Annotated in this window: 25 protein-coding genes; 13 read left to right on the forward strand and 12 right to left on the reverse strand. The window is 45.4% G+C overall.

Going from position 1 to position 24,720, the window contains the following annotated elements:
• Positions 1-14: 14 nt before the first annotated feature.
• Complete coding sequence (gene metH, locus NDI35_RS05710) at positions 15-3,566, reverse strand: methionine synthase (protein WP_445311861.1); 3,552 nt, start codon at positions 3,564-3,566, stop codon at positions 15-17.
• Positions 3,567-3,847: 281 nt separating this feature from the next.
• Here metH and NDI35_RS05715 point away from each other — a divergent pair, with 281 nt between their 5' ends.
• Genes NDI35_RS05715 through NDI35_RS05725 form a run of 3 tightly spaced genes read left to right on the forward strand, consistent with a single transcriptional unit; the run spans position 3,848 to position 4,942 of the window.
• Entirely contained in the window at positions 3,848-3,988 is a 141-nt protein-coding gene (locus tag NDI35_RS05715; protein WP_445311862.1) for a hypothetical protein, read from the forward strand.
• An 8-nt stretch (positions 3,989-3,996) separates the two neighbouring features.
• Positions 3,997-4,314, forward strand: coding sequence for a hypothetical protein (locus NDI35_RS05720; protein WP_445311863.1), 318 nt, complete (start codon positions 3,997-3,999; stop codon positions 4,312-4,314).
• 4 nt (positions 4,315-4,318) lie between these two features.
• On the forward strand, positions 4,319-4,942 hold the full coding sequence (locus tag NDI35_RS05725) for a type I restriction endonuclease (protein WP_445311864.1): 624 nt from the start codon (positions 4,319-4,321) through the stop codon (positions 4,940-4,942).
• A 174-nt stretch (positions 4,943-5,116) separates the two neighbouring features.
• Here NDI35_RS05725 and NDI35_RS05730 read toward each other — a convergent pair whose 3' ends face one another.
• The 4 genes from NDI35_RS05730 to ispE all read right to left on the reverse strand — a co-directional run bounded on the left by NDI35_RS05730 (position 5,117) and on the right by ispE (position 8,375).
• Complete coding sequence (locus NDI35_RS05730; protein WP_445311865.1) at positions 5,117-5,875, reverse strand: hypothetical protein; 759 nt, start codon at positions 5,873-5,875, stop codon at positions 5,117-5,119.
• A 280-nt stretch (positions 5,876-6,155) separates the two neighbouring features.
• Complete coding sequence (locus NDI35_RS05735) at positions 6,156-6,785, reverse strand: DUF488 domain-containing protein (RefSeq protein ID WP_445311866.1); 630 nt, start codon at positions 6,783-6,785, stop codon at positions 6,156-6,158.
• Positions 6,786-6,860: 75 nt separating this feature from the next.
• Positions 6,861-7,214 carry a DUF3082 domain-containing protein gene (locus NDI35_RS05740; RefSeq protein ID WP_445311867.1) on the reverse strand — a complete coding sequence of 118 codons (354 nt, stop codon included), beginning with the start codon at positions 7,212-7,214 and terminating at the stop codon, positions 6,861-6,863.
• Positions 7,215-7,397: 183 nt separating this feature from the next.
• Entirely contained in the window at positions 7,398-8,375 is a 978-nt protein-coding gene (gene ispE, locus NDI35_RS05745) for a 4-(cytidine 5'-diphospho)-2-C-methyl-D-erythritol kinase (protein ID WP_445311868.1), read from the reverse strand.
• A 90-nt stretch (positions 8,376-8,465) separates the two neighbouring features.
• Here ispE and NDI35_RS05750 point away from each other — a divergent pair, with 90 nt between their 5' ends.
• A complete protein-coding gene (locus NDI35_RS05750) occupies positions 8,466-10,019 on the forward strand; it encodes a sensor histidine kinase (RefSeq protein WP_445311869.1) in 1,554 nt (517 codons plus the stop codon).
• 99 nt (positions 10,020-10,118) lie between these two features.
• Here the strand turns inward: NDI35_RS05750 and rsmA are convergent, their stop codons facing one another.
• Positions 10,119-10,940 (reverse strand): 16S rRNA (adenine(1518)-N(6)/adenine(1519)-N(6))-dimethyltransferase RsmA, encoded by an 822-nt coding sequence (gene rsmA, locus NDI35_RS05755; RefSeq protein ID WP_445311870.1) that lies wholly within the window; start codon positions 10,938-10,940, stop codon positions 10,119-10,121.
• A 277-nt stretch (positions 10,941-11,217) separates the two neighbouring features.
• On the opposite strand from rsmA, the gene galK reads away from it, so the two are divergent.
• The gene (galK, locus tag NDI35_RS05760; protein WP_445311871.1) at positions 11,218-12,297 is read left to right on the forward strand and encodes a galactokinase; all 1,080 of its coding nucleotides are present in this window, start codon (positions 11,218-11,220) and stop codon (positions 12,295-12,297) included.
• Here galK and NDI35_RS05765 read toward each other — a convergent pair.
• Genes NDI35_RS05765 through NDI35_RS05775 form a run of 3 tightly spaced genes read right to left on the reverse strand, consistent with a single transcriptional unit; the run spans position 12,287 to position 14,591 of the window.
• Complete coding sequence (locus NDI35_RS05765) at positions 12,287-12,661, reverse strand: signal peptidase I (protein WP_445311872.1); 375 nt, start codon at positions 12,659-12,661, stop codon at positions 12,287-12,289. The two genes, galK and NDI35_RS05765, sit on opposite strands and share 11 nt — an antisense overlap.
• 55 nt (positions 12,662-12,716) lie before the next feature.
• Entirely contained in the window at positions 12,717-13,409 is a 693-nt protein-coding gene (locus NDI35_RS05770; RefSeq protein WP_445311873.1) for an SRPBCC family protein, read from the reverse strand.
• Between the two features lie 18 nt (positions 13,410-13,427).
• Entirely contained in the window at positions 13,428-14,591 is a 1,164-nt protein-coding gene (locus tag NDI35_RS05775) for a baeRF3 domain-containing protein (protein WP_445311874.1), read from the reverse strand.
• Positions 14,592-14,846: 255 nt separating this feature from the next.
• Between NDI35_RS05775 and NDI35_RS05780 the strand changes: the two genes are divergently transcribed.
• Both NDI35_RS05780 and NDI35_RS05785 read left to right on the forward strand, forming a co-directional pair.
• Complete coding sequence (locus NDI35_RS05780) at positions 14,847-15,524, forward strand: DUF2834 domain-containing protein (protein WP_445311875.1); 678 nt, start codon at positions 14,847-14,849, stop codon at positions 15,522-15,524.
• A gap of 177 nt (positions 15,525-15,701) precedes the next feature.
• On the forward strand, positions 15,702-16,307 hold the full coding sequence (locus NDI35_RS05785; RefSeq protein WP_445311876.1) for a class I SAM-dependent methyltransferase: 606 nt from the start codon (positions 15,702-15,704) through the stop codon (positions 16,305-16,307).
• Here the strand turns inward: NDI35_RS05785 and NDI35_RS05790 are convergent.
• A complete protein-coding gene (locus NDI35_RS05790; RefSeq protein WP_445311877.1) occupies positions 16,304-16,774 on the reverse strand; it encodes a GNAT family N-acetyltransferase in 471 nt (156 codons plus the stop codon). The genes NDI35_RS05785 and NDI35_RS05790 overlap by 4 nt on opposite strands.
• 346 nt (positions 16,775-17,120) lie before the next feature.
• Between NDI35_RS05790 and ycaC the strand changes: the two genes are divergently transcribed.
• Together ycaC and NDI35_RS05800 are read left to right on the forward strand one after the other, a co-directional pair.
• Positions 17,121-17,762, forward strand: coding sequence for an isochorismate family cysteine hydrolase YcaC (gene ycaC, locus NDI35_RS05795; RefSeq protein WP_445311878.1), 642 nt, complete (start codon positions 17,121-17,123; stop codon positions 17,760-17,762).
• 436 nt (positions 17,763-18,198) lie between these two features.
• Positions 18,199-18,867: a putative antibiotic biosynthesis monooxygenase gene (locus NDI35_RS05800; RefSeq protein ID WP_445311879.1), complete on the forward strand. Its 669-nt coding sequence runs from the start codon at positions 18,199-18,201 to the stop codon at positions 18,865-18,867.
• Between the two features lie 165 nt (positions 18,868-19,032).
• Here the strand turns inward: NDI35_RS05800 and NDI35_RS05805 are convergent, their stop codons facing one another.
• Positions 19,033-20,010: a heme o synthase gene (locus tag NDI35_RS05805; protein WP_333152056.1), complete on the reverse strand. Its 978-nt coding sequence runs from the start codon at positions 20,008-20,010 to the stop codon at positions 19,033-19,035.
• A 133-nt stretch (positions 20,011-20,143) separates the two neighbouring features.
• Positions 20,144-21,058, reverse strand: a complete 915-nt coding sequence (locus NDI35_RS05810; protein WP_445311880.1) for a COX15/CtaA family protein — start codon at positions 21,056-21,058, stop codon at positions 20,144-20,146.
• A gap of 528 nt (positions 21,059-21,586) precedes the next feature.
• Here NDI35_RS05810 and NDI35_RS05815 point away from each other — a divergent pair.
• From NDI35_RS05815 to NDI35_RS05830, 4 genes are all read left to right on the forward strand, one after another.
• Entirely contained in the window at positions 21,587-21,811 is a 225-nt protein-coding gene (locus NDI35_RS05815; RefSeq protein WP_445311881.1) for a hypothetical protein, read from the forward strand.
• A 235-nt stretch (positions 21,812-22,046) separates the two neighbouring features.
• Positions 22,047-23,483: an ABC transporter substrate-binding protein gene (locus NDI35_RS05820; RefSeq protein ID WP_445311882.1), complete on the forward strand. Its 1,437-nt coding sequence runs from the start codon at positions 22,047-22,049 to the stop codon at positions 23,481-23,483.
• 109 nt (positions 23,484-23,592) lie between these two features.
• Positions 23,593-24,003: a XisH family protein gene (locus tag NDI35_RS05825; RefSeq protein WP_445311894.1), complete on the forward strand. Its 411-nt coding sequence runs from the start codon at positions 23,593-23,595 to the stop codon at positions 24,001-24,003.
• Positions 23,994-24,356: a XisI protein gene (locus NDI35_RS05830; RefSeq protein ID WP_445311883.1), complete on the forward strand. Its 363-nt coding sequence runs from the start codon at positions 23,994-23,996 to the stop codon at positions 24,354-24,356. The genes NDI35_RS05825 and NDI35_RS05830 overlap by 10 nt, the downstream gene beginning before the upstream one ends.
• Positions 24,357-24,720: the final 364 nt, after the last annotated feature.

The raw sequence follows: 24,720 nt of genomic DNA on the forward strand, positions 1-24,720 counted from the left end.
GCGTACCCTACGAATTAAGCGCTGAAGTATTTGGCGGCTGGGTGATAGGTGATAATTGCCGTTGTTGATTGTTCGGGATAAAGTTGTTCGCTTTCATCCATGTAGAGGTTGATACGATCGCACTTTAACAATTCCAGTTGCTTGTACTGATCCGCCATATTCGGACAAGCAGGATAGCCGAAGCTGTACCGCGAACCGCGATATCTTTGGGCTAGCATATCGCGAATGTTGTCGGGTTCTTCGCTACCAAATCCCAATTCGCGGCGAATTCGCGCGTGAGTCCATTCTGCTATTGCTTCCGCTGTCTGTACCGCTAACCCGTGAAAGTAGAGATAGTCGGTATATTGATGGTTAGCAAATAGCTTTTGCGCGTACTCTGTAGCAATTTCTCCCACTGTCGCTACTTGCATCGGAAATACATCGATTTTACCCGATTCTTTGGGGGCGAAGAAGTCGGCAATGCACAGCCGGCGCGCCGATTTTTGCCGAGGAAATGTGAAAGTTGCAGCGGGTGTCGATACATCTTGCCCGCCAGCCATGATTTCTGGATCGTACAAATGCAAAGAATTACCTTCAGCTTGACAGGGAAAATACCCGTAAATTGCTTGCGGATGCAGTAACTTTTCGGCGATGACTTTGTGCTTCCACTCTTCCAATATGGGATAAACTTTTTCCGCTAAGAAAGCATCGTATTCTTCCCGCGATTGGTCTTTTGGCTTGCGGAACTGCCACTGACCGGCAACTAAGGCTTGCAAATCTAAGTGCCAGAAAATCTCCTCAAAGGGGATGTCTTCTCCCTGCAACAGTTTCGTTCCCCAGAAAGGAGGAGTCGGGCGATCGATATCTGCTGCAACTGCTTCGGATCGCCTGGTATCTATTACCACAGGAGTGTCTGCTTTCTGGGGATCTTCTCCAGAAGTTTCTGGCGCAGCTTTAGCTTCTTTAACCGCCCCATTCTCCTGCCCTATTTCATCTAAAAATCCTTGCAAATCTTCCCACTTACCAGCAGATTTGGCTGGCATAAGTTTGTCCATAAAGTGCAAGTCTGAAAACGCATCTTTGCCGTAAATTACTTTACCTTTGTAGGTATTTTGGCAGTCTTCATGTACAAACTTGGGAGTCAAAGCCGCGCCGCCCAAAATTACCGGAACCGTGATTCCTTTCTGGTTGAATACTTCCAGATTTTCTTTCATGAATGCGGTGGATTTTACCAGCAAGCCACTCATGGCGATACAGTCGGCTTTGTGCTTTTCGTAGGCTTCGATGATATTGTCAACTGACTGTTTAATACCCAAGTTAATCACTCGGTAGCCGTTGTTTGATAGGATAATATCAACTAAGTTTTTGCCGATATCGTGAACGTCGCCTTTGACAGTAGCGATGATGAATGTGCCTTTGGCATTGTCCCCAGATTCGGACTTTTCCATGTGCGGTTCTAAATAGGCAACTGCCGCTTTCATTGTTTCTGCTGACTGCAATACAAATGGCAGTTGCATTTGTCCCGAACCGAACAATTCTCCGACTACTTTCATCCCGTCTAGCAAGAAGGTATTGATAATGTGGAGGGGTGGATAGGTTTCTAATGCTTTGGCGAGTTGGATATCTAGTCCAATGCGTTCGCCGTCGATGATGTGCTGCTTGAGGCGTTCTTCTACCGGGAGGCTTGCGTCTTCTGTCCGATCGCGCTTTGTGGTTTTGCCCGCAAACACCGTTGTCAGGTCGCCCAAGGGGTCGTAAACGCAAATTTCGCCGTCAAACTCGCGTTCGTCGTAAATCAGTTTACGGCAGATTTCTTGGTGTTTGGGGTCGATTTTGGCGAGGGGCAAAATCTTATTAGCGCTGACAATTGCCGAGTCCATCCCGGCTTGCATCGCTTCGTGCAAAAACATGGAATTCAAAACTTGCCGCGCCGCCGGATTTAAACCGAAGGAAATGTTAGAAACTCCTAAAATTACGTGACATCCTGGTAATTCTTGGCGAATGCGGCGGATCGATTCGATGGTAGCTTTGCCGTTTTTTCTGTCTTCTTCTATCCCGGTAGAAATTGGCAATGCTAGGGTATCAAAAAAGATTTCCTCGGGGGGAATTCCGTAGGCGACGGCGGCGTTATAGGCGCGTTGGGCGATCGCAAATTTTTGGTCAGCAGTTCTTGCCATCCCGTCTTCGTCAATTGTACCGATAACTATGCCCGCGCCGTATTTTTTCGCCAACTCCAAAACTTTATAAAAACGCGGTTCTCCGTCTTCGTAGTTAGTGGAATTCAGCAAACATTTGCCGCCCGCAACTTTTAAGCCTGCTTCCATCTTTTCCCATTCGGTGGAATCCAGCATTAAAGGGAGAGTTGCATTAGTCACCACGCGGGAAACTAATTCTTTCATGTCTCGCACGCCGTCGCGGCCGACATAATCCACGTTGACATCGAGAATGTGCGCGCCTTCTCGCACTTGTTCCCTGGCCATTGCTACTAAACCGTCCCAGTCTTCGGCGTTTAGCAAATCGCGGCATTTTTTGGAACCGCTGGCGTTGAGTCTTTCGCCGACAATTAAGAAGGAATTCTCTTGTTCGTAGGGTTGGGCGCTATAAATTGAGGCTGCCGATGGTTCCCAAGTAATTTCGCGGATTTTGGGTTTAAGAGTTTTGCCAATTTCTGATAGTTCGCGAATGTGATCGTAGCGGGTGCCGCAGCAGCCACCGATGACTTGCACGCCTAAGTCTTCGACAAAGCGCATCAAGGCCATTTTTAATTCTATTGGCGTGAGTTTGTAGTGCGCGTGGCCGCCGATGTTTTCGGGTAAACCGGCGTTGGGAACGCAGGAAACGACGAAGGGCGAATGTTCGGAAAGGTATTTGACGTGTTCTGCCATGCGATCGGGCCCGGTGGCGCAGTTGAGGCCTAAAATGTCGATCGGGTACGGCTGCAAAATGGCTAGGGCGGCGGTGATGTCGGAACCGACTAACATTGTGCCGGTGGCTTCCATTGTCAGTGATACCATTAACGGAATTCGCGCACCTTTTTTCTTAAATACTTCTTCAATGGCATTTAATGCTGATTTAATTTGCAGCACATCTTGACAAGTTTCGACAATAAATAAGTCAACGCCGCCGTCATAAAGTCCTTCTGCTTGTTCGGTAAAAGCGGTGGTGAGTGTGTCGAAATCGATGTGTCCTAATGTGGGCAATTTGGTGCCTGGCCCGATCGCTCCTGCGACAAATCTCGGTTTTTCTGGCGTGGAAAATTCGGCGGCGATACCCTTGGCAAGTTCGGCGGCAGTTTTGTTGAGATAATATGCTTTGTCTGCCAAATCGTACTCGGCGAGAACGATGGAAGCCGCGCCAAAGGTGTCTGTTTCGATGACATCGGCCCCTGCTTCGAGGAATCCCCGGTGCACGTTGGCGACGGCTTCCGGTTTCGTGTGGACGAGATATTCGTTGCAGCCTTCGTATTCTTTGCCGCCAAAGTCTTCTGCGGTGAGGTTTTGGACTTGCAGGTTGGTTCCCATTGCGCCGTCGAAGACGATGACGGGGCGCGAGGGGTGGTGGAGTCGATCGAGGAATCTGCTATTCATAAGCGGTCAAAAAAAACGCAGGTGCTATATATTTACAATTTTATCTATTGTGCAATATTGTCAACAATTATGGGACTGTTGGCAAATGGCTAATTATTGAAGGATTTAATGCTGCTGACAATAGTTAGATCGTACCTGTAATTTTACCGATCGCCCTGGATAATTGTCAAAATTGTGTTGTAGGCGAGGCGGCGGCGGGAAAATCGGCGAGTTGCAAGGGATTTTTTCGCTTAACTGCTGACGAATTTTGCGAAAATGCGATCGCCACAATTAAACGAGTGATGTTTAAGGGCGATCGAATTCTCTTACAGCAAGACGGGGAAGATATCGCCGCGATAATTGTGGAAACAGAGTTTCACCAGCTAGACTATCTGATGACCGAGGTCAAACATTCACAATTATTGCCGGACAAAGAATATTAGAAAGATGAATGAGGAATCCACTGATTTACCCGGACAAACTTTTAGATAACTTTGATAACATCAAAGCTGATGTACAGGAATTTGAGAAATTATTTTGCTTGTTACCCACAGAAGAAATGGGAGAGGATGGTGATATTTTTCTGCCTGTAGCTATCCTCATGTCGGTATATAGATTCTGGATACCGGAATACTTAATGGCTGAGAAAAAGTTGGTGGGCAAATGCTATGATAATAGTATTTTACATTGTTGGCTCGCAAAACCAAAAGAGAAAAATCGAAAGATGAACGTGCCAATGGATCTAATTAAAGAAAAAGCTAGGAGATAAAATTATGGTGGAAACAATTCAAGCCCAAAATATAATCCTCTATGACCTAGAAGCAAAGTTTGGTTTACAGCGGATAGACGACGAGCAATTTTTCCGGGAATGGCAAGATGATTTACCGGAACTAACAGACTCGGAAAAGCAAGCACTAGATGAAGTAACAGCCGATTATATGCACTTGTCCAAGTATCCAATACTTGAGCCAGTTGTTAAATTGGTTGTGCTTGCTCCGCTATTAAGATTAGCAGGTTTTTATCGCGCTCCTTTTTACTTGAGTGCTGAAAAAGAGGTGATAATTGAATCTGAAGATGAGGGAACAATTGTCAGAGGACGCCTCGATTTACTGGTTTTTACCCCGGATTTTTGGGTATTGGTAATTGAGGCAAAAAAGTCACAATACTCGCTAGAAGTAGGAATTCCCCAAGCTTTAGCATATATGCTGGGAAATCCTCATCCTGAAAAACCTGCTTTGGGATTTGTCACAAATGGAATTGATTTTATTTTCCTGAAAGTGACAAATCAACGAACACCTAAGTATGCTGAGTCGTATTCTTTCACGCTGCGGAGCAAGGATGGGTTGTACACTGTCCTGAAGGTGTTAAAGCGCTTTGCTCAATTATTCAGGGAATAGTTTTTTCTCTGGCAAAAAGTATGTAAGGGCGATCGTTCTTATGGATTAAAAGCGCTTCTATAGCAATCCTTGCAGGAGTCGTAAATTTTTTACCCCACCCCAACCCTCCCCGAACCCGCTGGGAGTCCGTAATAAATTCACAAATGATGCCAGGATTGCTATACAACTAAAGTATTAAGATTTCTTTCTCATCCTTTTGTTGGAAGCTCTTTTAGGCAGTCGTTTAATTTCACTTTCTCCTCCTTTAACTTCTACTTTTGTGAGATTTTCTTCTACTTCTTCTATAATTTCTAAATCAACAATTTCAACCTCGCACGCGGTGATTTCTTCCTCTTCCTCAATCTCCTCCGCATTCTGTTGATTTGCGATTAACTCCACGGCTAACCGAGAAGGGTGAACTGGCAATTGTGCGATTTCTTTACTAATTTCAACTTCTCCAATCCGATGCTCAATTTCCGCCGTCGCTAAATCTTCCTCCGTAGCATGAAAGTTATCAAGTTCTTGACTAATTTCAGTTTCTCTGATTTCCTTGTCTACTAGCTGCATTGATAACTGCTGCTTTTCCCTTGACAATTCCTCAACCTTAGTTCCAAGCATTCTAATCTGTTCGTTGAGAATGCGAATTTCTCGGTTTTGCTGCTGAATCATTTGTTCGGCATCAGCAAGAGTTCGATTTCTCTCTAATATCACCTCATTTTTAGTTTCTAATTCCAAAGCGCTCATAGCCGCTTTAATTACATTATAAAAATGTGGCTTAGATACATCAACTTGTTTAGCATTATGGCGACTTTTTCCCAAAAGCCCCATCTTTTGTCCTTGTTTAACAGCCAAAACAAAACCTTGATGATTTTTTATTTTTAATTCTTTGACAAAATCAACTTGAACTAAACTGCAAATATATTTGTGACAGTCAAAATAAAATTCTGCTTTCATCAAAAAGCACCCCTTTCTGCTACAGTCCCGCAGAATTATAGCATGAACAACGTTAAAACTCGAACAAAATTTATAAAAATAGGGTGGGCGCGGAGGTCTGTACCCTAATTTATAAATGTATGCGATGTCAAGAGTTGTTCAGGACTTATGCGAAAAATCGTTTGACGCGCTACTTCTAGCAGTAATGGGCGCATTGCGCTCCTAAACAATTTGGTTTTGCGGGCAGGAATTTAAATATTTTGGTTTAGGAAAATTCGCTAACAGGGACATATTTGATAAATTAATTAATTGTTTTTTTTCTGATATAAGCGATTTCCAATCCGTGACGATAATAAGCTGTTTCTAAATCAACCCTTTCAGTTTTAACATCAGGTTCTAATTCAAAAAAGCTTAGCTGAATAGGCTCATATTTTTTGGAACCTTTGTTAAACTTGCTCAAAAGTCTTTCTTCTAAATGCTGGTGTGATTCTAAGTTGCCATCTGAAAGAATGTGATTAATTTGTAAATTAAATACTTTAAGTTGGTGGCAAACTAAAATAGTCCTATGACAAGTAATCGGGTCTTTTTCCGCACACATTAAACTGATTTTATAATTGGCTGCGCCTTTGAGCAAGCGCTGAATTCCTTGGAAAAATAGAGGAGTTGCTGCTATACGATCGTATAAAGCTTTACCGCTAGTATCGTAACAGCTTAAATCCTCCGGTCTCGCGCCCAACTCTTTGCCTAAAAAAACATATTGAATGCCGACACTTGACAGTGAAGCATTAATTTCGGATTTATTAAAATGAGGTAAATAGCGGCTAAAGGGATGCGAGCGCACGTCCGCAACCGCCGTAATTCCGTGTTGTTGCAGCAGCAAAACAAACGCTTCAATACTCAGATTGGAGTGCCCGATCGTAAATAATTCCATTGCTTCGATCTTAGTATGCAGTCTTTGGCTTGCGGATGAAAGTTTGTGCAGCCCAATTTTTGCAATTGGTAGACTTCAAGCTGTAGGTTTCTTTAGCAACTTTTGAATTACAAGTTGCACAGCCAGCAGCATCAAACCCAAAGATGCAAAAGCAAACACACCCGAACCCAAAGCCACAATTCCCATTACTAAAGTTCGCACAGCCGCGCCAATATTAATCGCAGTTACATTGTCAGAATGAATGGGGGAATTTGCAAAAGTTTGGACGATCGACAAAGTTAGTGCGTACAAAGCTGCCGCAAACCCGCCCGCGATTAGCGAACCCATCACGCACCGCAAAATCGTCGGCGCCTCAGAAGATGCAGAGGTTGCATCTCCAGCCGAACTCAGAGGTTTAGAAGTAGAATTTGGATTAGTTAAATCAGTCATGGCGATTTTAGATTTTAGATTTTAGATTTTAGATTTCTGGTTAATTCACCAAAACTAAAATCGGTGTTGCATGACATATTATCAGTTCTTCGATCTCAATAGACTCTGCGAAAAGTTAGATTAATCTTGACCCTCGCCTGTTAGACACGTTTAACGGGCGATGGCGATCGCACCATCTGCGAGTTACACCCTCGAAATCGGCGGTTTCGTATCGTTTCCCTCCGAAAAAATCTGAATCCCAGTATTGCTAAACTTTGCTACCCAAAAATCCAAATCTGGAGAAGCGATCGCAATTTTAACCCGTTCCATAACTTGCTGAGCCTGCTCTGAAGACTCGGCCAGCGCAAACACCGTCGGCCCGGAACCCGACATCATCGTTCCCAAAGCCCCCGCCGACTCAAAAGCCTGCCGCAACTGCAACACCTGCGGGTACACGGGCAAAGCAACTTTTTCTAAATCGTTGTGCAGCAATTGACCAATTTTTGAGCGATCTTTTTGGGCGATCGCCCCCACCATCGGGCCCGAATGCAGCCGTTCCCGGCGGCAGTCCAAATCTGCCGCTCCACAATAGGAACTACTGAACTGCTGGCGATAAGTTTGATACGCCCATGCGGTAGAAATACTTAGATTGCGGTACTTCGCCAAAACCACAGAAAAGCCTGCCAAATCAGGCAGGGGCGACAGTTTATCTCCGCGACCAGTTGCCAAAGCCGTACCTCCAGCAATGCAAAAAGGCACATCCGAACCCAAAGTTCCCCCCAACTCTTGCAACTCCGACTGAGTAAGTCCCAATTGCCACAGCAAATCCATCCCGACTAAAACCGCAGCCGCATTGGCCGAACCGCCGGCAAGCCCCGCCGCCACTGGAATCTGCTTGTGAATGGCAATCTCGACTCCGCCGTATTTCGCCAAAGCATCGGGGAATTGCTTCGCCAACAAATCCGCCGCCCGGTAGGCCAGGTTATTCTTATCGGGAGGGACTTGCGGGTGATCGCAGCGCACGCGAATCGTGTCCGTACCGATCGCGCGCAAGTCAATTCGATCGGCTAAATCTATGCTTTGAAGTACCATCGCCAGTTCGTGATATCCGTCGGGGCGATCGCCTATGATTTCCAGATACAGATTGATTTTTGCTGAAGCTAACAGAGAATATGAACGCATAGGTGATTAAGCCGCAGGTGAAAGAAACCCCTGGTTGAAATTAATTGACACCAGTCCCCGTCCATTTTCTCACAACTCAAAGGAAATATTATGCAGGAAATGTGGAAAACTTTTTTTACTTCCGGGCCATTTATTCCTCACGGCCACTGCTATCTCTGGCAGACCCCGTTAGTCTGGCTTCACGTTGCCTCAGATTCGATCATTGCACTAGCGTATTTCTCTATCCCGATTACACTGATTTATTTTATTTCCAAACGCGAAGATTTGCCCTTTGACTGGATCTTTGCCATGTTTGGAGGGTTTATCGTCGCCTGCGGGATCACTCACATATTTGAAGTCTGGACGCTTTGGCATCCTACCTATTGGCTTTCAGGAACAATGAAAGCAATTACTGCCCTTTTTTCCTTTGCTACAGCCATACTTCTGGTAGACTTAATCCCTCAAGCCCTAGCACTTCCCAGTCCCGCACAGTTAGAATCCGCCAACCGACTCCTAGAAGCTGAAATTGTCGATCGCCAATTAGCCGAAGCTGCACTAAAAAAAGCCAAAGAAGAATTAGAAATTCGAGTTGATGAACGCACCGCAGAGTTAAAGTCTCAAACTCTAGAGTTAGAATTGGCAAACCGACTCCTAGCATCGGAAATTGTCGATCGCCAATTAGCCGAAGCTGCACTAAAAAACGCTAAAGAAGAATTAGAAATTCGAGTTGAGGAACGCACCGCAGAGTTAAAGTCTCAAACTCAACAGCTCGAACAAGCGTTGTCTGAATTGAAGCAGGCTCAATCCAAGCTAATTCACAGCGAAAAAATGTCATCTTTGGGGCAATTGGTCGCTGGGGTTGCTCATGAAATCAACAATCCGATTAACTTTATTTACGGCAATGTTACTCCCGCTCGCGAGTATGCCGATAGTTTGCTAGAAGTGGTCAATATCTATCAAGAGCAGTATCCGAATCCCCTACCCACACTTAAAGAAAAACTCCAGTCTGTAGATTTAGATTTTATCAAATCAGACCTACCAAAAATATTAATTTCTATGAAAAACGGGGCCGAGCGCATTCTCGGTATTGTCAAATCGCTGCGAATTTTTTCGCGCCATGACGAAGCAGAAATGAAATTAGCCGACGTTCACAAAGGAATTGACAGCACACTGATGATTTTGCAAAGCAGATTGAATGCTAAGCCCGGTTTGGCCAATATTCAAGTTATCAAAGAATATGGCAATTTACCCCGAATAGAGTGCTACCCCGGACAGCTAAATCAAGTGTTTATGAATATCCTGGCTAATGCTATTGATGCTTTAGAAGATGACAGCCACAGCAAGGCGATTGCAGGCAATGAAGCTAATCGCCACTTCATCAAAATTTCTACCAAACTTTCAGACAGTGAAGTGGTAGAAATCCGAATTAGCAACAACGGGCCAGAAATAACAGAATCGGTGAGGGACCAGTTATTTAATCCATTTTTTACCACTAAACCAGTAGGTAAAGGCACGGGATTAGGTTTATCGATTGGCTATCAAATTATCACAGTCAGACATAAAGGCGAATTGCAGTGTATTTCTGCACCGGGGAAAGGTGCAGAATTTATTATTAAAATTCCGATTAGCCTGCAAGAAACCTTTAAGAATCCCCGTAAAACCTAAATTCAACTGTTAGTAGTCACACCGAAAATTCCTTATTAACAAAAATACTCAGATATCCGAATTATTTAAGAATTCGGGTATCTAACACAATTTTGAGCTTCAAACATCGCACATAATATTATTGCTCAACTTTACCCATTGCTCCACGCTTAAATCTTCAGCGCGAGATTGAGGATTTATCTGTAACTCTTCTAGCAATTGAACAAGTTTATCTAAGTCCACAGCCCCTTTCAAATTATTTCGCAGCATCTTGCGCTTGCTACCAAATCCCAACTTAACTAAATTCTCCAAATAGCGCGGATTAACCGCCGCAGTTTCTATCTCTCTCGGAAGCAGCCGCACCACGGCAGAATCGACTTTTGGCGGCGGGAAAAAGTCTTTAGAGGGCACATCGCAAATTAACTCGCATTCTGCTAAATACTGCACCCGCACCGACAAAGCGCCAAAAGCTGTCGAACCCGGTTTAGCGTAAAGCCTTTGGGCCACTTCTTTCTGCACTAAGAGCACGATCGCATCGAAGGGTTTAGCCACAGGAACAGATATCGTTCCCAGCAGTTTTTGCAGAATCGGGCCGGTGATATTATAAGGAATATTGGCAACAACTTTATTGGGATTTTGGAATTTGGGAAAAGCCGTTAATTCAGCCTCTAAGTCCATTTCCAAAAAGTCGCCTTGCAGCAGTAAAAAATTGTCGGTTTTGCCGAGTTGTTTGGCTAGCTTGAGACACAAATCTCGATCGATCTCCACAGCAACAACAGACTCAGCCGCAGGCAGCAAACGCCGAGTCAGAATCCCCGTACCCGGACCAATTTCCAGGACACGATCCTGATCCAAAGAAGCCGCTTTCACAATCTTATCTAAGGCTTTCTCGCTTTTGAGCCAATGTTGAGCAAACTGTTTTCGGGGTCGGGTCGATCGCATTTTTTGAATTCTTGGAGAAATCTTAGCCTGTCATTCTATCACAGCTCAATATCTTTTCCCAACCTACGGTGATGTTTATTTTTGTTAACAGGGGTTGAATTAACCAAAAAAATTGGGCACTATAATAAGGACAAACGATAAAAAATAAATTTATTTCTTCCCAATTACCAACAGCACAACACGTAAGTCACGGAGACACGGCTAGCTGTTTTTCCAAATAACCAATAACAAATAACCAATAACAAATAACCAAGAACCAATTAGCACTTCCCCAAAAATGAAATTCCAACGAGTATTTGGTACATTACCCAAAACCACAGCCAGCGCCCCCGGCAGAGTAAACCTGCTGGGCGAACATACAGACTACAACGATGGATTTGTACTTCCAACTGCGATTCCCCAGCGCACCACAGTACAAATCGGCTTCAGCAGCGACGATCGACACCATGTTTATTCAGCAGAATATGACGAACTCATAAATTTTTCAGACGACGATACCATACCGCAAAAATTCGTCAGTTATATCTGTGGCTGCCTGAGACTTGTAGAAAAAGAAGGATACAAAATACCGCCAATAAATCTCTACATTACCTCGACTGTGCCGATCGGAGCCGGTTTGTCCAGCAGCGCCGCTTTAGAAATAGCAACCCTCAGAGGAGTGCGCGCCCTGCTGAACCTCCCCCTAGACGACGTGCGGCTAGCTCAAATCGGACAGCAAGTCGAAATCCGATATGCCGGCTTGAACTGTGGCATCATGGATCAAATGGCGTCGAGTTTAGCAGACACCAACACCATGCTATTGATCGACACCCGCAGCCTCGAATGCCGCCCGATACCTTTTCCCACAAACACAGAAATTTTAATAATTGACAGTGGCGAAAGCCACGAACTAGCAGCAGGAAGCGGGTACAACAAGCGGCGCGCCGAGTGTGAGGAATCCGCGCGGATATTGGGAGTTAAAGCTCTTAGGGATATCGCCGACCCCCAAGCTGTCGAAGTATTGCCGGAACCTCTCAGAAAGCGAGCGCGGCACGTCGTTACCGAAAACAACCGCGTACTCGAAGCGATAAAATCTTTGCCAGCAAAACGATTTGGCGAGTTAATGAATGCTTCCCATGCCAGTCAGCGCGACGACTACGAAGTTTCCGTGCCGGCAGTAGACACGCTGGCGGCAATCTTGCAGTCAATCCCCGGAGTCTTCGGCGCAAGGCTGACGGGCGGAGGTTTTGGCGGTGCTTGCGTAGCCTTGGTGGAGAGTGGGAAAGCGGGTGCGATCGCATCCGAGGCGATCGATCGCTACCAGCGCGCAGGTTATAGCGGCCGCGTTTTGGTTCCCGAAGTTAAAGTTAATTCTTAACTCCAGAACTATCTCCCGGTAGGGAAGGCCACCGCACAGTCACGATTACCGAATCCTCCTCGGCAGACCAATAATGAGGAACTCCCGGTAGCCAGAGAGCATAATCTCCTTCGCGAGAAAGCAAGATTTCTTGTTCTGGAAATTGCAGGCGAAACCGCCCTTTTACCAGGATAGAAAGCGTTGTTGCTTCCGCATTTACCGCCCACTGAGTCCTACAATCTCCGGCGGGGTGAGTGCCCCATTTTACTTCTAAAACAGAAGTCGATCGCGGGTCATCGCCCGGCGTCATAAAGTGACCCGCAAACCAACCGCCCCGACTTGCACCTTCAGCGCCCGCATTTCCGAAAACCACTTGAGATGACATCAGCTAATCAGGTAAACAACAAAGATGCTTAGATCGGGGGACACCATCTAACTTATTACTTGCGGCCCGAAGGTTGACCTTCCGTAGTCGCTATTTCCCCAGCTTCCATCAACTGCTTAAAGCGACGTAAATCATTGGCAATTTGCTGTTCGGGAGCTTCGCCAAATAGTTTAGCAGCGCCAGCACCAATTGCACCGCCCGGAGGGTTGTATTCGATGACAACTTTTACCTCAGTACCGCGTCCCGCTGGTGCCGGTTGAAAGCGCACAAAACCCGAATTGTCAACATCAGATCCTTCCACAGACGCCCAAGCAATTAAGCGATTTTCTTCTTCGCGGACAATCTCTGCATCCCATTCCACACTATTGCCCATCGGCGCGCTGGCAATCCAGTGAGAACGTGTTTCATCGATGACCGTAACGTGTTTGAGATGCTTCATAAACCGAGGCAAATTTTCAAAATTGCGCCATAAATGGTACAATTCATCAGCCGGTTTGTCGATCGTCACCGTCTTTTCAACTTTAATGCTTTGATTCGGATCTGCAGCCGACTGCAAACCCTCGACAACCCCCAGACCGCGAGCAGCTAAACCGCCCCCCGCAACCGCCAGCAAAGCACCTCTCAAAGAACGCTGCGACAAGCCAAAAAGCACCAGCGCCCCGCCACCAATTAAAGATGCCCAGCGTTCGGTATCGCCGGTGTTAGTTTGGTTTTGTTTGTCGGAATTTGTCATTGAAGTAGATTCCATTGGTTTAAACCTGGTAAATTAATAGCGAAAAATAGCAGCTAAAGGTGCCTCGTCCGGCACTTGTTCCGGCGGCATCGCGTAAACAGTTCCGCCGTTGAGAATAGTTTGAATTGCTGCGGCATTCAACAAATCTTCGTCGCCAAATTCGGCATCTGCGTGGATTTGCACCGCGTTCGTATCGGGATTAAAAGTACCCCATTGCTGAACGCCAAGAGCAACAAACAGTCGATCGACCCGTCCAAAATAAGCAGCCGAAACAGCTTCTTTCAAATCAGCAGAAATTTTATCGCTTCCTGTCAAATCGCGGTATTGTGCGATCGCCTCAGACTGAGCCTGCAAAAACAAAGGTTCCACCAGCGGCAAAGCTTCGGCCCGCAACTCTTCCGGCTTGAGAAGTTTCTGATTGCCTGTAATTCCTTCTTCAACTAAATGCCGGTAGGTATTGGCTTCTCGGTAAAGCGGGAGCAAATACTCAACTCCCGCTAACACTAAAGGAGCTTTTTTATTGTGCAAATATTTGTGCAGCGCCCCATCGATTATGTGGAAATACTGCAATATTTCCTGCTGGGGTTCATCTCGATCCGGACTTCCTTGGCCGTGAAAACTTCCCGGCTGCTGAAAAGAATTATTAGTGCCTCCTTTTGAAGTAGCAATCCGAAACTGACCATCTTTAGCTGTCGGGTCATATTGCAGAGCCTCCTCAAGGCTTTTTGGCAAGTTTTCAACTTCAACTTCCCGAGCACTGTAAGCCGTACACTCAATCAGCCTCACTTCCTTTTGACTGAGAGCTAACACATAAAATAAATTATCTCCTGTCAGCAAAGGCATCAGCGGCTTGACGTGAAAAGTGTCGCTCACAACCACTAATTCCTCAAAATCCACCGGACAGCTATAGTAGCGGAAAAATCCTGAACCGACAAAAATCGCCAGCAGGTTGCTTTGATTTTCCCAAAAGTTTTCCTGGTCAATTTCGGCTCGGACTGGCTCTAGCAATTCCCCAGCTTCTTTTTTGTCAAATCCGTACTCTACTATTTTGTCTTCAGCCTCTCTGATTAAATTTTTGAACCGAATCGGATTTTGTTGAATTTCTGTTCCTTGAGCGACTGGCATATAAATAGAGACGCACAATCCAGGAGATTGTTGTACCAGCGCTTTGAGTTCCTCTACAGATATTAAGTTCACCGCTGAAACTCCTTTGCTAAGGGGTTTTGTAATAAAAACAACCGATTCTTTAAAATGTATCTCTCCTGACATGGCACCTGCGTCTGCCTAAAGTAATGATCGCCTGCTGTAGAGCCTTTCATCCCCGAACTAAAACGGGGTTTGCAGCGGCTGTTCCAATCGAACTGCTTATGACCTAAGATAGACGCGCCTAACTCTGGCGTTACTTTACCATAATTTAATTTAGTCGGGTTCAAATACTCGTTATATATAATAATGAAAACAAAAATTTTTCTGGGGTTGCTCTGGGCCACATTTATTGCCTACACCTTGCTGCTAGCTCCTCTCGATCAGCCCGGAACGTTAACAGTTATGGAAAAAATGCTCAAGTTGCAGCTAGAAGGAATTAACCCCTACCTTGTCACCATATTCGCTCTCATGGGAGTGTGGCCGATGGTCTACGCTTGCCTCTTATTCATTGACGAGAAAACCCAAAATATATCGGCTTGGCCTGCTTTCATCGCTTCCAACGGCGCCGGCATCATCGGCTTAATTCCCTATTTACTCCTCCGCCAGCCTCAGCCACAATTTTCCGGCCGCAAAGATATGTTGATCAAAATATCAGACTCCCACTGGACAGGGATTGTACTTTTACTAACTACTATCTGGCTGTTAGCTTGGGCTTGGTTAAATGGAGATTGGGGAGATTATGTCAAGCAGTGGCAGTCAATACCTTTTGTGCATTTAATAACTTGGGATTGTTGCTTGATGGCTGTAATATTTCCCTCACTTTTGGGAGACGACATGGCACGCCGCGGACTCGCGGACGATCGCATTTTTTGGGCAGTCTCTCTAGTTCCGCTGTTAGGGCCGCTAGTTTATCTTTGTCTGCGCCCCCCTCTGCCAGAATCTTCAACAGAAATCGCCACTTTCCCACTGACAGCCAGAAATTGAAACATTGAAAAATTTGGTAGTGTTCAAGATGTAATTAATATTCAAGGCCGGGCGGGATTAACAAACGCTCAAAAAGCGACATTGAGAGGGTTAGGGGCGATCGCGTAGTCTGGGTGTACCGTGGGCAAAGATTTTAATTTCGCTGAAAATCTCGATCGACACTTATGAGGTCACTCTATGGAGCCAAATGATACATCGGCCCGCTACGACCGAATTGCCCAATGGTGGCAAACTGAGCATCAAGATTCAACCTACGGGATTGCCCAATTAGAACGGGCGATCAAATTTACTTCTAAGCAGCACGCAGCACTTGATGTCGGGTGTGGAAGCAGCGGACGTTTTATTAACAGTTTATCCAAGCATGGATTTCAGCCTGAAGGGCTTGATATTTCTAGCGAAATGATCGATTTAGCCCAGCAGCTACATCCAGAAATCACGTTTTACCGGGAAGACATTTGTGATTGGCTGCCGCCGAAACTTTACAGCCTGATTGCAGCGTGGGATAGCACGTTTCATCTGCCAATCAACAAGCAAGCGCCTGTGATACAAAAGCTATGCGATGCGCTTGAACCCAATGGAGTGATCTTGTTCACTTGTGGCGGCGGACATACAAGCAGCGAGGTTTCGGGAGCATTTCAAGGTCAAGACTTTGATTACAGCACTTTGGGTGTAGATACTTTCCTGCAAATTCTGGTTGAGCATCATTGCACCTGCCGCCATCTCGAATATGACCAGTATCCTGAAAATCATGTTTATATCATTGCCCAAAAGACCCTAGTCTAGTCTGCGCTTAACACTTTGCGGAACACGACTTTATCATCGCCCGCCGCGTAGAAGTCGCGAATACGCGCCTCCTCCTCGTATCCGCATTTCGCGTAGAACACCCGCGTGCGATCGAAGTCCGGCAGCCCTGATGTTTCCACCAGCAATATGCGCCCACCCCGCGCCCTCAACGTTTGTTCAACGTAGCGCAGCAGTGTCGCACCGCGTCCTTGTCCTTGGCGGTCAGGCCGGATGGCGATCAATTGCAGGTTCCACGTCTGATTTGTCATCCGTTCTGGCTCGCAGTAGGCGACCCCAACTGGCCCATTGTCGTCATCGGTGAGCCAGAAATGAGCACTGTCGCTCTCGCCACTGAAGTAATCAGCCAGCATTTCGCTCAGTTCCTCAACCTCGTTCGGCTGGAAGCCGATCGCATCGGCTATGGCCATGAGCGCAGTCCTGTCATCCGGTGTGGTCGGTCGAATCATGGCGAACTCCAGCATATTGAGCTGAGTAGATTGTCCTACGGTATACTACAAAAGGCAATTAGTTTGGCTCTGAATCCTCACAGATAACTTTTAAGCTGCTGCCCTCACTGACCAACTAGCGACCTAACTCAGCGCTTAACTTGCGGATCTGGAGTGGTGAAATTTGGTGAGATTTTGCAAACTGAGTTCATGTCGCAACAGCTTACGCCATAAGTTATTTAGAGGAAATAGACGTTTCGCTTTTAATAAAAAATCACATTTAAGTTGTACAACTCAAGGCTTTCTGATTCTTGACTCCATTCTGCAATTCCTCATTCACCCATAACCCAAATAGGAGAAATACCTCATGTCTACATTCAAATACAACCGTCTAGACAAGAATAATGCTGCGGTTTTGCTGGTCGATCATCAAACTGGACTGTTCTCACTTGTGCGTGATATTGGTGCCGCCGACTTCAAAAATAATGTGCTGGCGCTAGCAAGTGCAGCCAAATTTTTCAACCTGCCTACAATTTTGACAACTAGCTTTGAGCAAGGCCCCAATGGAGTCCTCATCCCTGAACTGAAGGAGAAATTTCCAGATGCTCCCTTTATTCCGCGTCCCGGACAAATCAACGCTTGGGACAACGAGGACTTTGTTAAAGCAGTAGAAGCAACAGGTAAAAAGCAATTGATCGTGGCCGGAATTGTCACTGATGTATGTGTTACTTTTTGTGCGCTTTCGGCATTGGAGGCAGGTTATGAGGTTTTTGTTGTCACCGATGCCTCTGGAACCTTCGATGAAGCCTGTCGCTATGCAGCTTGGGATCGAATGTCTCGTGCTGGAGTTCAGTTGGTTAATTGGTTTAGCGTTGTGTGTGAATTGCACCGTGACTGGCGCAACGATATTGAAGGACTGGGTAGTCTATTAGCAGAGTTTATTCCTGACTACAAAAACCTGATGACCAGCTATGCAGCAAAGGCAAATACTGGACTTCCTAGTAAGTAGTGAGAAAGCGCCTAGTTTATTTAGCTCCTGTGTAACTGAGTTAATATTGTCATCGCTAGGTTATCAATTTTACGTGAAACGTAGCGGTGGCAACTACTTCGTTGTAGGTCACGTAGAGGGTGTTTTTAATAGCTCTTGTCAATGATTGCAAGTCTTTTTCTGGGCAGAACGAGGTCACAATTTCAGGCTAATTAAAAGATACGCCTTACTCTGGCTACGATCTCCAATAACCCTATCTGCGACTGATTTTTGGTTTCATGGGCATCACTAAGATTGAAGTCATCCATGCCGATAATCTCATGAGTGGAGAGGAAACTCGATCGCAGGATCTCGCCGATGCCCAAGCTGCCTTACAAGCTGCTGGATCTCGCTAGTCATTTCCTCTCATGCCAAAACTGCGCGATCGCATTCGTTAATCTCCCTTCTGTTTCAAGACGTGCTGCCGAAAATTGCCCAGCAATTTGGTATCTCTATGGTGGTTGTTCTGAATAAAACTTTTCTCTCAGTTAATTCTCTAAATTCTATGTTGGAAGAACCGTTGGCGAGCAATTCCAGTGAAGAAAACTATCTAGTCACCGCTGTGATCTCTCATGTCCTGAAACCGGGGCGCGAGCAAGGTTACGAAGCATGGTTTCATGGCATCGCCGCAGATGCACGAAAATTCAAGGGATATCTGGGTGTCAGCACTATTCGACCCCACCATCACGCTCATCCTGAGTACGTGGTCATTCTCAAGTTCGATTGCTACGACAATCTCAAAGCCTGGCTTGAATCTGATGTTCGGCGAGAGTGGATTGAGCGATTGCAGCCATTAATTGAAAGGCCAGAAGATATTCAAACCCTGACCGGATTGGAAACCTGGTTTACGCTGCCCAATAAATTGATGAAGGCTCCACCCCCTCGCTACAAAATGGCGTTAGTTACATGGTTGGGAGTGTTTTTTACCATTTCTATTCTCAATCGTTTGCTGGTACCGCTACTATCAGGGCTTCCTGCCTTGCTCACATCTCTGATGATCACAGGTCTGACTGTTATCCTGCTCACCTATTTGATCATGCCGCGCTTAACACAATTATTTCGCAAATGGTTGTATCCCATTCCATAAAGTAAACAAACAAAACCCGCTAGATGCGGGCTTCATTTTAAGAATTGCAATTTAACTCACTACTATGACTTAGGCAGAAACCGGGTTTTTTAGCGAAATAGTGAATTTGAGACTTTAATACTGGTGAAAAACCCGGCTTCTTTGGTATTTATGGGTAAGTCCTAACTACATCACAACTGCACTAATCAAAGTTTGCACATTTTGTACAAGAGCAGTAGTAAAGTTATGAGTCACAGGCAAACTATCAACCACTATGCCCGCGCACAATAGCATCAGGTACAGAATAGAGTATTTGAAGAGCGATCGCGCAACAATCTTATCCTCTGGAGTCTGCAACAGCAACCAAGCTTTTTGGGCAAAAATAGCACCGAGGAAAATAGCTGTTCCCGCATACACCGCGCCGGCTAAATGCAGGGGATAAACTAGCAGCAAAGTTGCAGGAATCATCAATAGGGTGTAAATCCAAATTTGGCGGGCTGTCTCTTCGTCGCCCTCAATTACGGGTAACATCGGGACGCCTACTTCCTTGTATTCATCGCGAATCATCATTGCTAAGGCCCAAAAATGCGGCGGTGTCCACAGGAATATAATCCCAAACAGCAGCCACGCACCCCAACTCAAATCTCCCGTAACGGCAGCCCACCCAACTAGCGGCGGAATCGCCCCTGCTGCACCGCCGATGACGATGTTTTGCACGCTGTGGCGCTTCAGCCAGTGGGTGTAAATTAGGACGTAGAAAACGATGCCTGACATTGCTAGCAATGCGGCTAATAAGTTGGCAACAACTGTCAGCAATGTAAAGGATATTGTAGCTAGGGCGATCGCAAATATCAAAGCATCCCGCTTCTTCACACGCCCCGAAGGAATCGGCCGCCACCGGGTGCGCTCCATAATATAATCGATGTCACTGTCGTAGACACAATTAATCGTATTAGCCGACGCGGAAGCTAAAGCGCCTCCAGTAATAGTTGATACCAGCAATAGCGGATCTACTTCTCCTTTGGCAGCCATCCACATTCCTGCTGATGTGGTGATTAGCAGCAGTAAAATAATTCTGGGTTTTGTTAGTTGATAGTAACTTTTAACCACCTGCGAAAAGTTTTCGTGGAGGCGGGGCCTGTCGTTGGTAAGGATTTCTTGCATCGGTTGTAAGCTGTTAGTAATTATTTCCGAATTCGTCATTAGTCATTAGGTTGGAGTGGCGGGTTTTACGAGAAATATTTGGTGTAGCTACAAGGATTAATAAACCCGCCACCTCTTACTTTAGTCTTATCTCTCAAGCTGATAAAACTCGATCGCGCCAAGCTAAAACACTAAAAGCTATCAGGGTTCCCAGCAAAGCAGCACCGACTGCTTGGTGGGCGACTGTCAGCGGTTCTACCTGAAGGTGCAGCCGGAAAGTTGCTAATCCCAGAACTAATTGAGCAATGAGGCAAACACTCGCCCAATTAGCCAGTTTTCGCAAGTTTGGACTGAGTGCAGGCTGCCGCCAAGCCATGACTGCTACTGCTAAAGTCGCTGCAGTAGCTGGGACGATACCGGCGATGTGGCTGTTCATTACCGAGCACAATTCTGAGGAGCTCAAACATTGGTGCAGTGCCCATCTAGAGCCTACTAATGCTCCTAGCAAACTTTGCAGGTAAACTAACAATGCTGCGATCGAACTTACCCAAGCCAATTTGCCGACATTTCCTGTAGCTTCGTAGGGAGTCAGCATGAAACCGATGACTAGCAGGGCGCCAAAAAATAGTAAAGCTGTTCCCAAGTGAGCGGTAACGATGTCAAATCTCAGCAGTTGTGTTACTGTCAAGCCGCCCAATACGCCCTGAAAAACGATTAAAAATAGTGCTCCGGCGCTCGCCCAAGGCAGCCATTTTGGCAGGCGGGTGCGGTAAAACAAAGATAGTCCTAAAAGTGCGATCGCGCTCAAGCCGATCGCCCCTGCATCCAATCGGTGAAACCACTCCAGAAATACCTGCAAATTCATTTGCGCTGCGGGTATTAATTGACCGTAGCACAGCGGCCAGTCGGGGCAAGCGAGCCCCGCATTCATGACTCGCGTGGCGCTGCCTACAGCCATTAACAGCCAGGTTGCGATCGCAATTTTCCACACTAGGCCGCGGATAATATCTTTTGGCTGCCACTGCACTCCTGCTGCTGCGTTTGGCTGATTTAAAACTGAGTTTGCCATGGAATTTACCTTAGCCTTTGTTATCGATCGAACTTAATTAAATATCGAGGTTTTGCTTTGACTGAGCTTAGCCTAGCTTAACACTCTTTTTCTCTGACCAACCGTCATTTTTACTACCTTAGCGACACTTTTATCCAATTAGTTTGTCTTTATAATTTTTTCAACTTTCTTCTTTATATTACAAAAGATGTCCTTTATTTTGTCAAACTTAAAAAAAGTTTAATCTTTCCCCGCTGCTGGATTATTAAAAACTCCCCCACTGTCTAGGCTGGGGGGAAAAATAAAGATATAATTAAGAAAAAGAATTTATTAAATAATTGTGATATCAACCGCTCAAAAATGTTTACAAAAAGCTAAATAACATAAAAAAACCTATAAAGTAGGATTCGCAACACACTATATTTAGCTGATTGTTCTACCTTAGTAGGAAGTATGACCGCAAATAAAACGGCAGTCAACAAGTTAAGCAAGTTATAAGCCAGCGACTCTTTACTCCAGGCCTCATAGCCGCGAGCAAGCTGTTCAAGGATGGAAAAAAACAAGAGAAATGCCAGCTTCCCTGTTGGCCCTAGTTGGCTGCATAGCGATCGCATTCCACCGATCGCACACTCAGGAGACGCGGTGCCTGAAACAGCACCAGAAATCACCCCAGAAACGCCTCCCGCCCCCAGCAGCGCCAAATACGGCAAAGGAGCCAAACCCTCAGAGACGGAACAATCCGCAGGTATCACAGTCAACCTCAGTGGGATCTAAGCTGCTACACAGCTAGATTCTATAATATCAAGCTCAAATAAATTAACAACTGCTAAAATATAGGTATATGTCAGCCCCCAATCATCTATCTCAAGTATGAGAATTAGCATAATTGGTACATAAATTATTAAATGAAAGAGAACTTGTTATTAAATGCTTTACATCCCATACATTGCTCGTTGCCGAACTTCCTAAGTCGTTGAATCTAAAACCTAAAATCTAAAATTCTGCAGCCATGTCCCAAAAAAATGAAACCGCTGTTCTGGTATTATCGCTCCTAATTACGATCGGGCTAGCCGGTGCAGGTATTTGGTGGCTGACAAGCCGAGGCAGCATCAATGTCGGGGGTTTATCACCCCAAAATCCGACTTTTCCCAACTCTGCGACGGGGAATTCGCCGCAATCAGAGCAGGCAATTGGGCAGCGTCTGAGTGCTGGCGAAAAACTGTTACTTCCAGCAGAGCAAGCCACAACAACCAAACAAGCAGCAGTAAAGGCGATCGCATCTGGCAACTATAACACAGCTATTTCCGACTTACAAGCTTCGCTGAAAACCAATCGCAACGATCCAGAAGCACTAATTTACCTCAACAACGCCCGCATCGGATCTCAAAAATCCTACACAATTGCCGCCGCAGTTCCCATTGGCAGCGATATCAATGCTGCTCTAGAAATTATGCGGGGGGTAGCTCAAGCTCAAAATGAAATCAACCAAAGCGGCGGCATTAGCGGTACTCCATTAAAAGTGCTAATTGCTAACGATGACAACAACCCAGAAATTGCCGCACAAATTGCCAATGCTTTAGCAAATAACTCGGAAATTTTAGGAGTAATTGGGCATTTTGCTTCCGATACAACCTTAGCAGCCAGCAAGATTTACCAGCAAAAACAATTAGTAGCAATTTCTCCGACAAGTACGTCTGTGCAGCTCTCAGGAGTTGGCAGCAATATATTTCGGACAGTGCCGAGCGATCGGTTTGCGGCTAATGCTCTTTCCCGCTATATGCTGGGAAAATTGCAAAAGCAAAAAGCTGCTGTATTTTTCAATTCGGCCAGCAGTTACAGCAAATCTTTAAAAGATGAATTCACCACTGCTAATTACGCAGATGGAGGACAAATCGTATCCGAATTTGACTTGGCTAATGGCAATTTTAATGCCGCCGAGAGCGTTAAAAGTGCGATCGCCCAAGGAGCAGAAGTGATTATGTTAGCATCCAATTCAGCCACGCTCGACCAAGCTTTGCAAGTAGTGCAAGTAAACGCCAAACGGCTGCCATTACTAGCAGGAGACGATGCTTATACTGCTAAAACACTGCAAATCGGTGGCGCAGCAGCAACAGATATGGTGCTAGCTGTTCCTTGGCACATTCTCGCAGATCCGCAGTCAAACTTTCCCCAAACATCCAAACAACTTTGGAATGCTGAAGTAAGTTGGCGCACAGCTTTAGCCTACGATGCGACGATCGCCTTAATTGTCGGTTTAGGGCGCAATCCGACTCGTACAGGCATTCAACAAACTTTATCGGCGTCAGATTTTTCGGCAAATGGAGCATCCGGCCCGATTCGGTTTTTACCTTCGGGCGATCGCAATCGAGCAGTTCAGTTAGTAACTGTTAAACCCGGAAATCGCACGAGTTACGGTTACGAGTTTGTGCCGATATCCGGTTTGTAAACTATTGGCGATCGCCCAATTTAGGTTAGACTATTCATTGGTAAGTTCTAGGGCTGGTCAAGCAAAAATACTTACAAGATGAGTAGTTATCTGCAACTAGAAAACTTGTCTGGTAAAAGATCGGTTTCATGGTGTTGTTAAGACTGGTTTAGAAAAGCAAGGTTGGCAGATTACGGCCGATCCCTATGAAATTAATGTTGATGATGTAGATTTTGAGATTGATTTAGTGGCGGAACAACTGTTAGCCGCCCAGCGAGATCATCAGAAAATAGCTGTAGAAGTTAAAAGTTTCATTAGCCCATCCAATGTTTCAGATTTTCATACTGCATTGGGACAATTTCTTAATTATCGCGATGCGCTTGAAATGATTGAACCCGATCGCCGCCTCTATCTAGCGGTGCGAGTGCCAATTTATGAAAGTTTCTTTCAACGACGGTTTATTGTGGCGGCGGTTCAGCGATATCAACTACGATTGATGATTTATGATGTGCAACAGGAGGTTATTGTTCAATGGCTATAGAGCAATATCGGCAATACATTCGTCATCTTCTTTCAGAACGGCGAGAGCGCATTTCGATACAACGCAATACGCAAGAATACGAAGTGCAAACCCTTTTCGATACTGAGCAAGATCATTATCAACTTCTATATGTTGGTTGGCGTGGAAATAGACGCGATTTTGGCTGTATTCTGCATCTTGATATCAAGGGTGGAAAAATTTGGATTCAGCATGACGGTACTGAAGTCGGAATTGCGAACCAACTCGTCGAACTGGGAGTGCCTAAAGAAGATATTGTTTTAGCATTCCATGAACCCGATGTACGCCAGTTTACTGATTTTGGCACTGGGGAACCCGCCCTCAGTTTCGGGTAGCTAAATTAGGTGTAACCGATTGGGCGAAGGAGTTATTTCTGCTAGATAAGATTTACATAAATATGACTTACGCAAAAAACCCGGTTGAGCCGAAAAATAGTGGTACTCTCGCCTGAGAGATTGACGGAGAAACCGGGTTTTTGCCCCTGGATACGTCCAGGAATGATCAATCTAAAATTTCAATTCATGTCCAAAAAAAATCAGGTATAAGTAGTCAAGCAAAAGTAATTAGGAACAAAAATTTAATAACATCAGCGATGTATAATACATAAATGAGTGAATATGAATAGGTTTATGTTTCGGTAGAGATGTCAAATATTATACCTACTTGGTTCTTCTTATGTCGCCCATAATTTTTTGATTT

The organism is Microcoleus vaginatus FACHB-2002 (assembly GCF_040004035.1).
In the GTDB taxonomy this organism is placed as follows: Bacteria; Cyanobacteriota; Cyanobacteriia; order Cyanobacteriales; family Microcoleaceae; genus Microcoleus; species Microcoleus vaginatus_C.

Coding starts and splice junctions, on each gene's coding strand:
- metH (WP_445311861.1), bottom strand. CDS start 3,566: ATGAATAGCAGATTCCTCGATCGACTCCACCACCCCTCGCGCCCCGTC.
- NDI35_RS05715 (WP_445311862.1), top strand. CDS start 3,848: ATGTTTAAGGGCGATCGAATTCTCTTACAGCAAGACGGGGAAGATATC.
- NDI35_RS05720 (WP_445311863.1), top strand. CDS start 3,997: ATGAGGAATCCACTGATTTACCCGGACAAACTTTTAGATAACTTTGAT.
- NDI35_RS05725 (WP_445311864.1), top strand. CDS start 4,319: ATGGTGGAAACAATTCAAGCCCAAAATATAATCCTCTATGACCTAGAA.
- NDI35_RS05730 (WP_445311865.1), bottom strand. CDS start 5,875: ATGAAAGCAGAATTTTATTTTGACTGTCACAAATATATTTGCAGTTTA.
- NDI35_RS05735 (WP_445311866.1), bottom strand. CDS start 6,785: ATGGAATTATTTACGATCGGGCACTCCAATCTGAGTATTGAAGCGTTT.
- NDI35_RS05740 (WP_445311867.1), bottom strand. CDS start 7,214: ATGACTGATTTAACTAATCCAAATTCTACTTCTAAACCTCTGAGTTCG.
- ispE (WP_445311868.1), bottom strand. CDS start 8,375: ATGCGTTCATATTCTCTGTTAGCTTCAGCAAAAATCAATCTGTATCTG.
- NDI35_RS05750 (WP_445311869.1), top strand. CDS start 8,466: ATGCAGGAAATGTGGAAAACTTTTTTTACTTCCGGGCCATTTATTCCT.
- rsmA (WP_445311870.1), bottom strand. CDS start 10,940: ATGCGATCGACCCGACCCCGAAAACAGTTTGCTCAACATTGGCTCAAA.
- galK (WP_445311871.1), top strand. CDS start 11,218: ATGAAATTCCAACGAGTATTTGGTACATTACCCAAAACCACAGCCAGC.
- NDI35_RS05765 (WP_445311872.1), bottom strand. CDS start 12,661: ATGTCATCTCAAGTGGTTTTCGGAAATGCGGGCGCTGAAGGTGCAAGT.
- NDI35_RS05770 (WP_445311873.1), bottom strand. CDS start 13,409: ATGGAATCTACTTCAATGACAAATTCCGACAAACAAAACCAAACTAAC.
- NDI35_RS05780 (WP_445311875.1), top strand. CDS start 14,847: ATGAAAACAAAAATTTTTCTGGGGTTGCTCTGGGCCACATTTATTGCC.
- NDI35_RS05785 (WP_445311876.1), top strand. CDS start 15,702: ATGGAGCCAAATGATACATCGGCCCGCTACGACCGAATTGCCCAATGG.
- NDI35_RS05790 (WP_445311877.1), bottom strand. CDS start 16,774: ATGATTCGACCGACCACACCGGATGACAGGACTGCGCTCATGGCCATA.
- ycaC (WP_445311878.1), top strand. CDS start 17,121: ATGTCTACATTCAAATACAACCGTCTAGACAAGAATAATGCTGCGGTT.
- NDI35_RS05805 (WP_333152056.1), bottom strand. CDS start 20,010: ATGCAAGAAATCCTTACCAACGACAGGCCCCGCCTCCACGAAAACTTT.
- NDI35_RS05810 (WP_445311880.1), bottom strand. CDS start 21,058: ATGGCAAACTCAGTTTTAAATCAGCCAAACGCAGCAGCAGGAGTGCAG.
- NDI35_RS05815 (WP_445311881.1), top strand. CDS start 21,587: ATGGAAAAAAACAAGAGAAATGCCAGCTTCCCTGTTGGCCCTAGTTGG.
- NDI35_RS05820 (WP_445311882.1), top strand. CDS start 22,047: ATGTCCCAAAAAAATGAAACCGCTGTTCTGGTATTATCGCTCCTAATT.
- NDI35_RS05830 (WP_445311883.1), top strand. CDS start 23,994: ATGGCTATAGAGCAATATCGGCAATACATTCGTCATCTTCTTTCAGAA.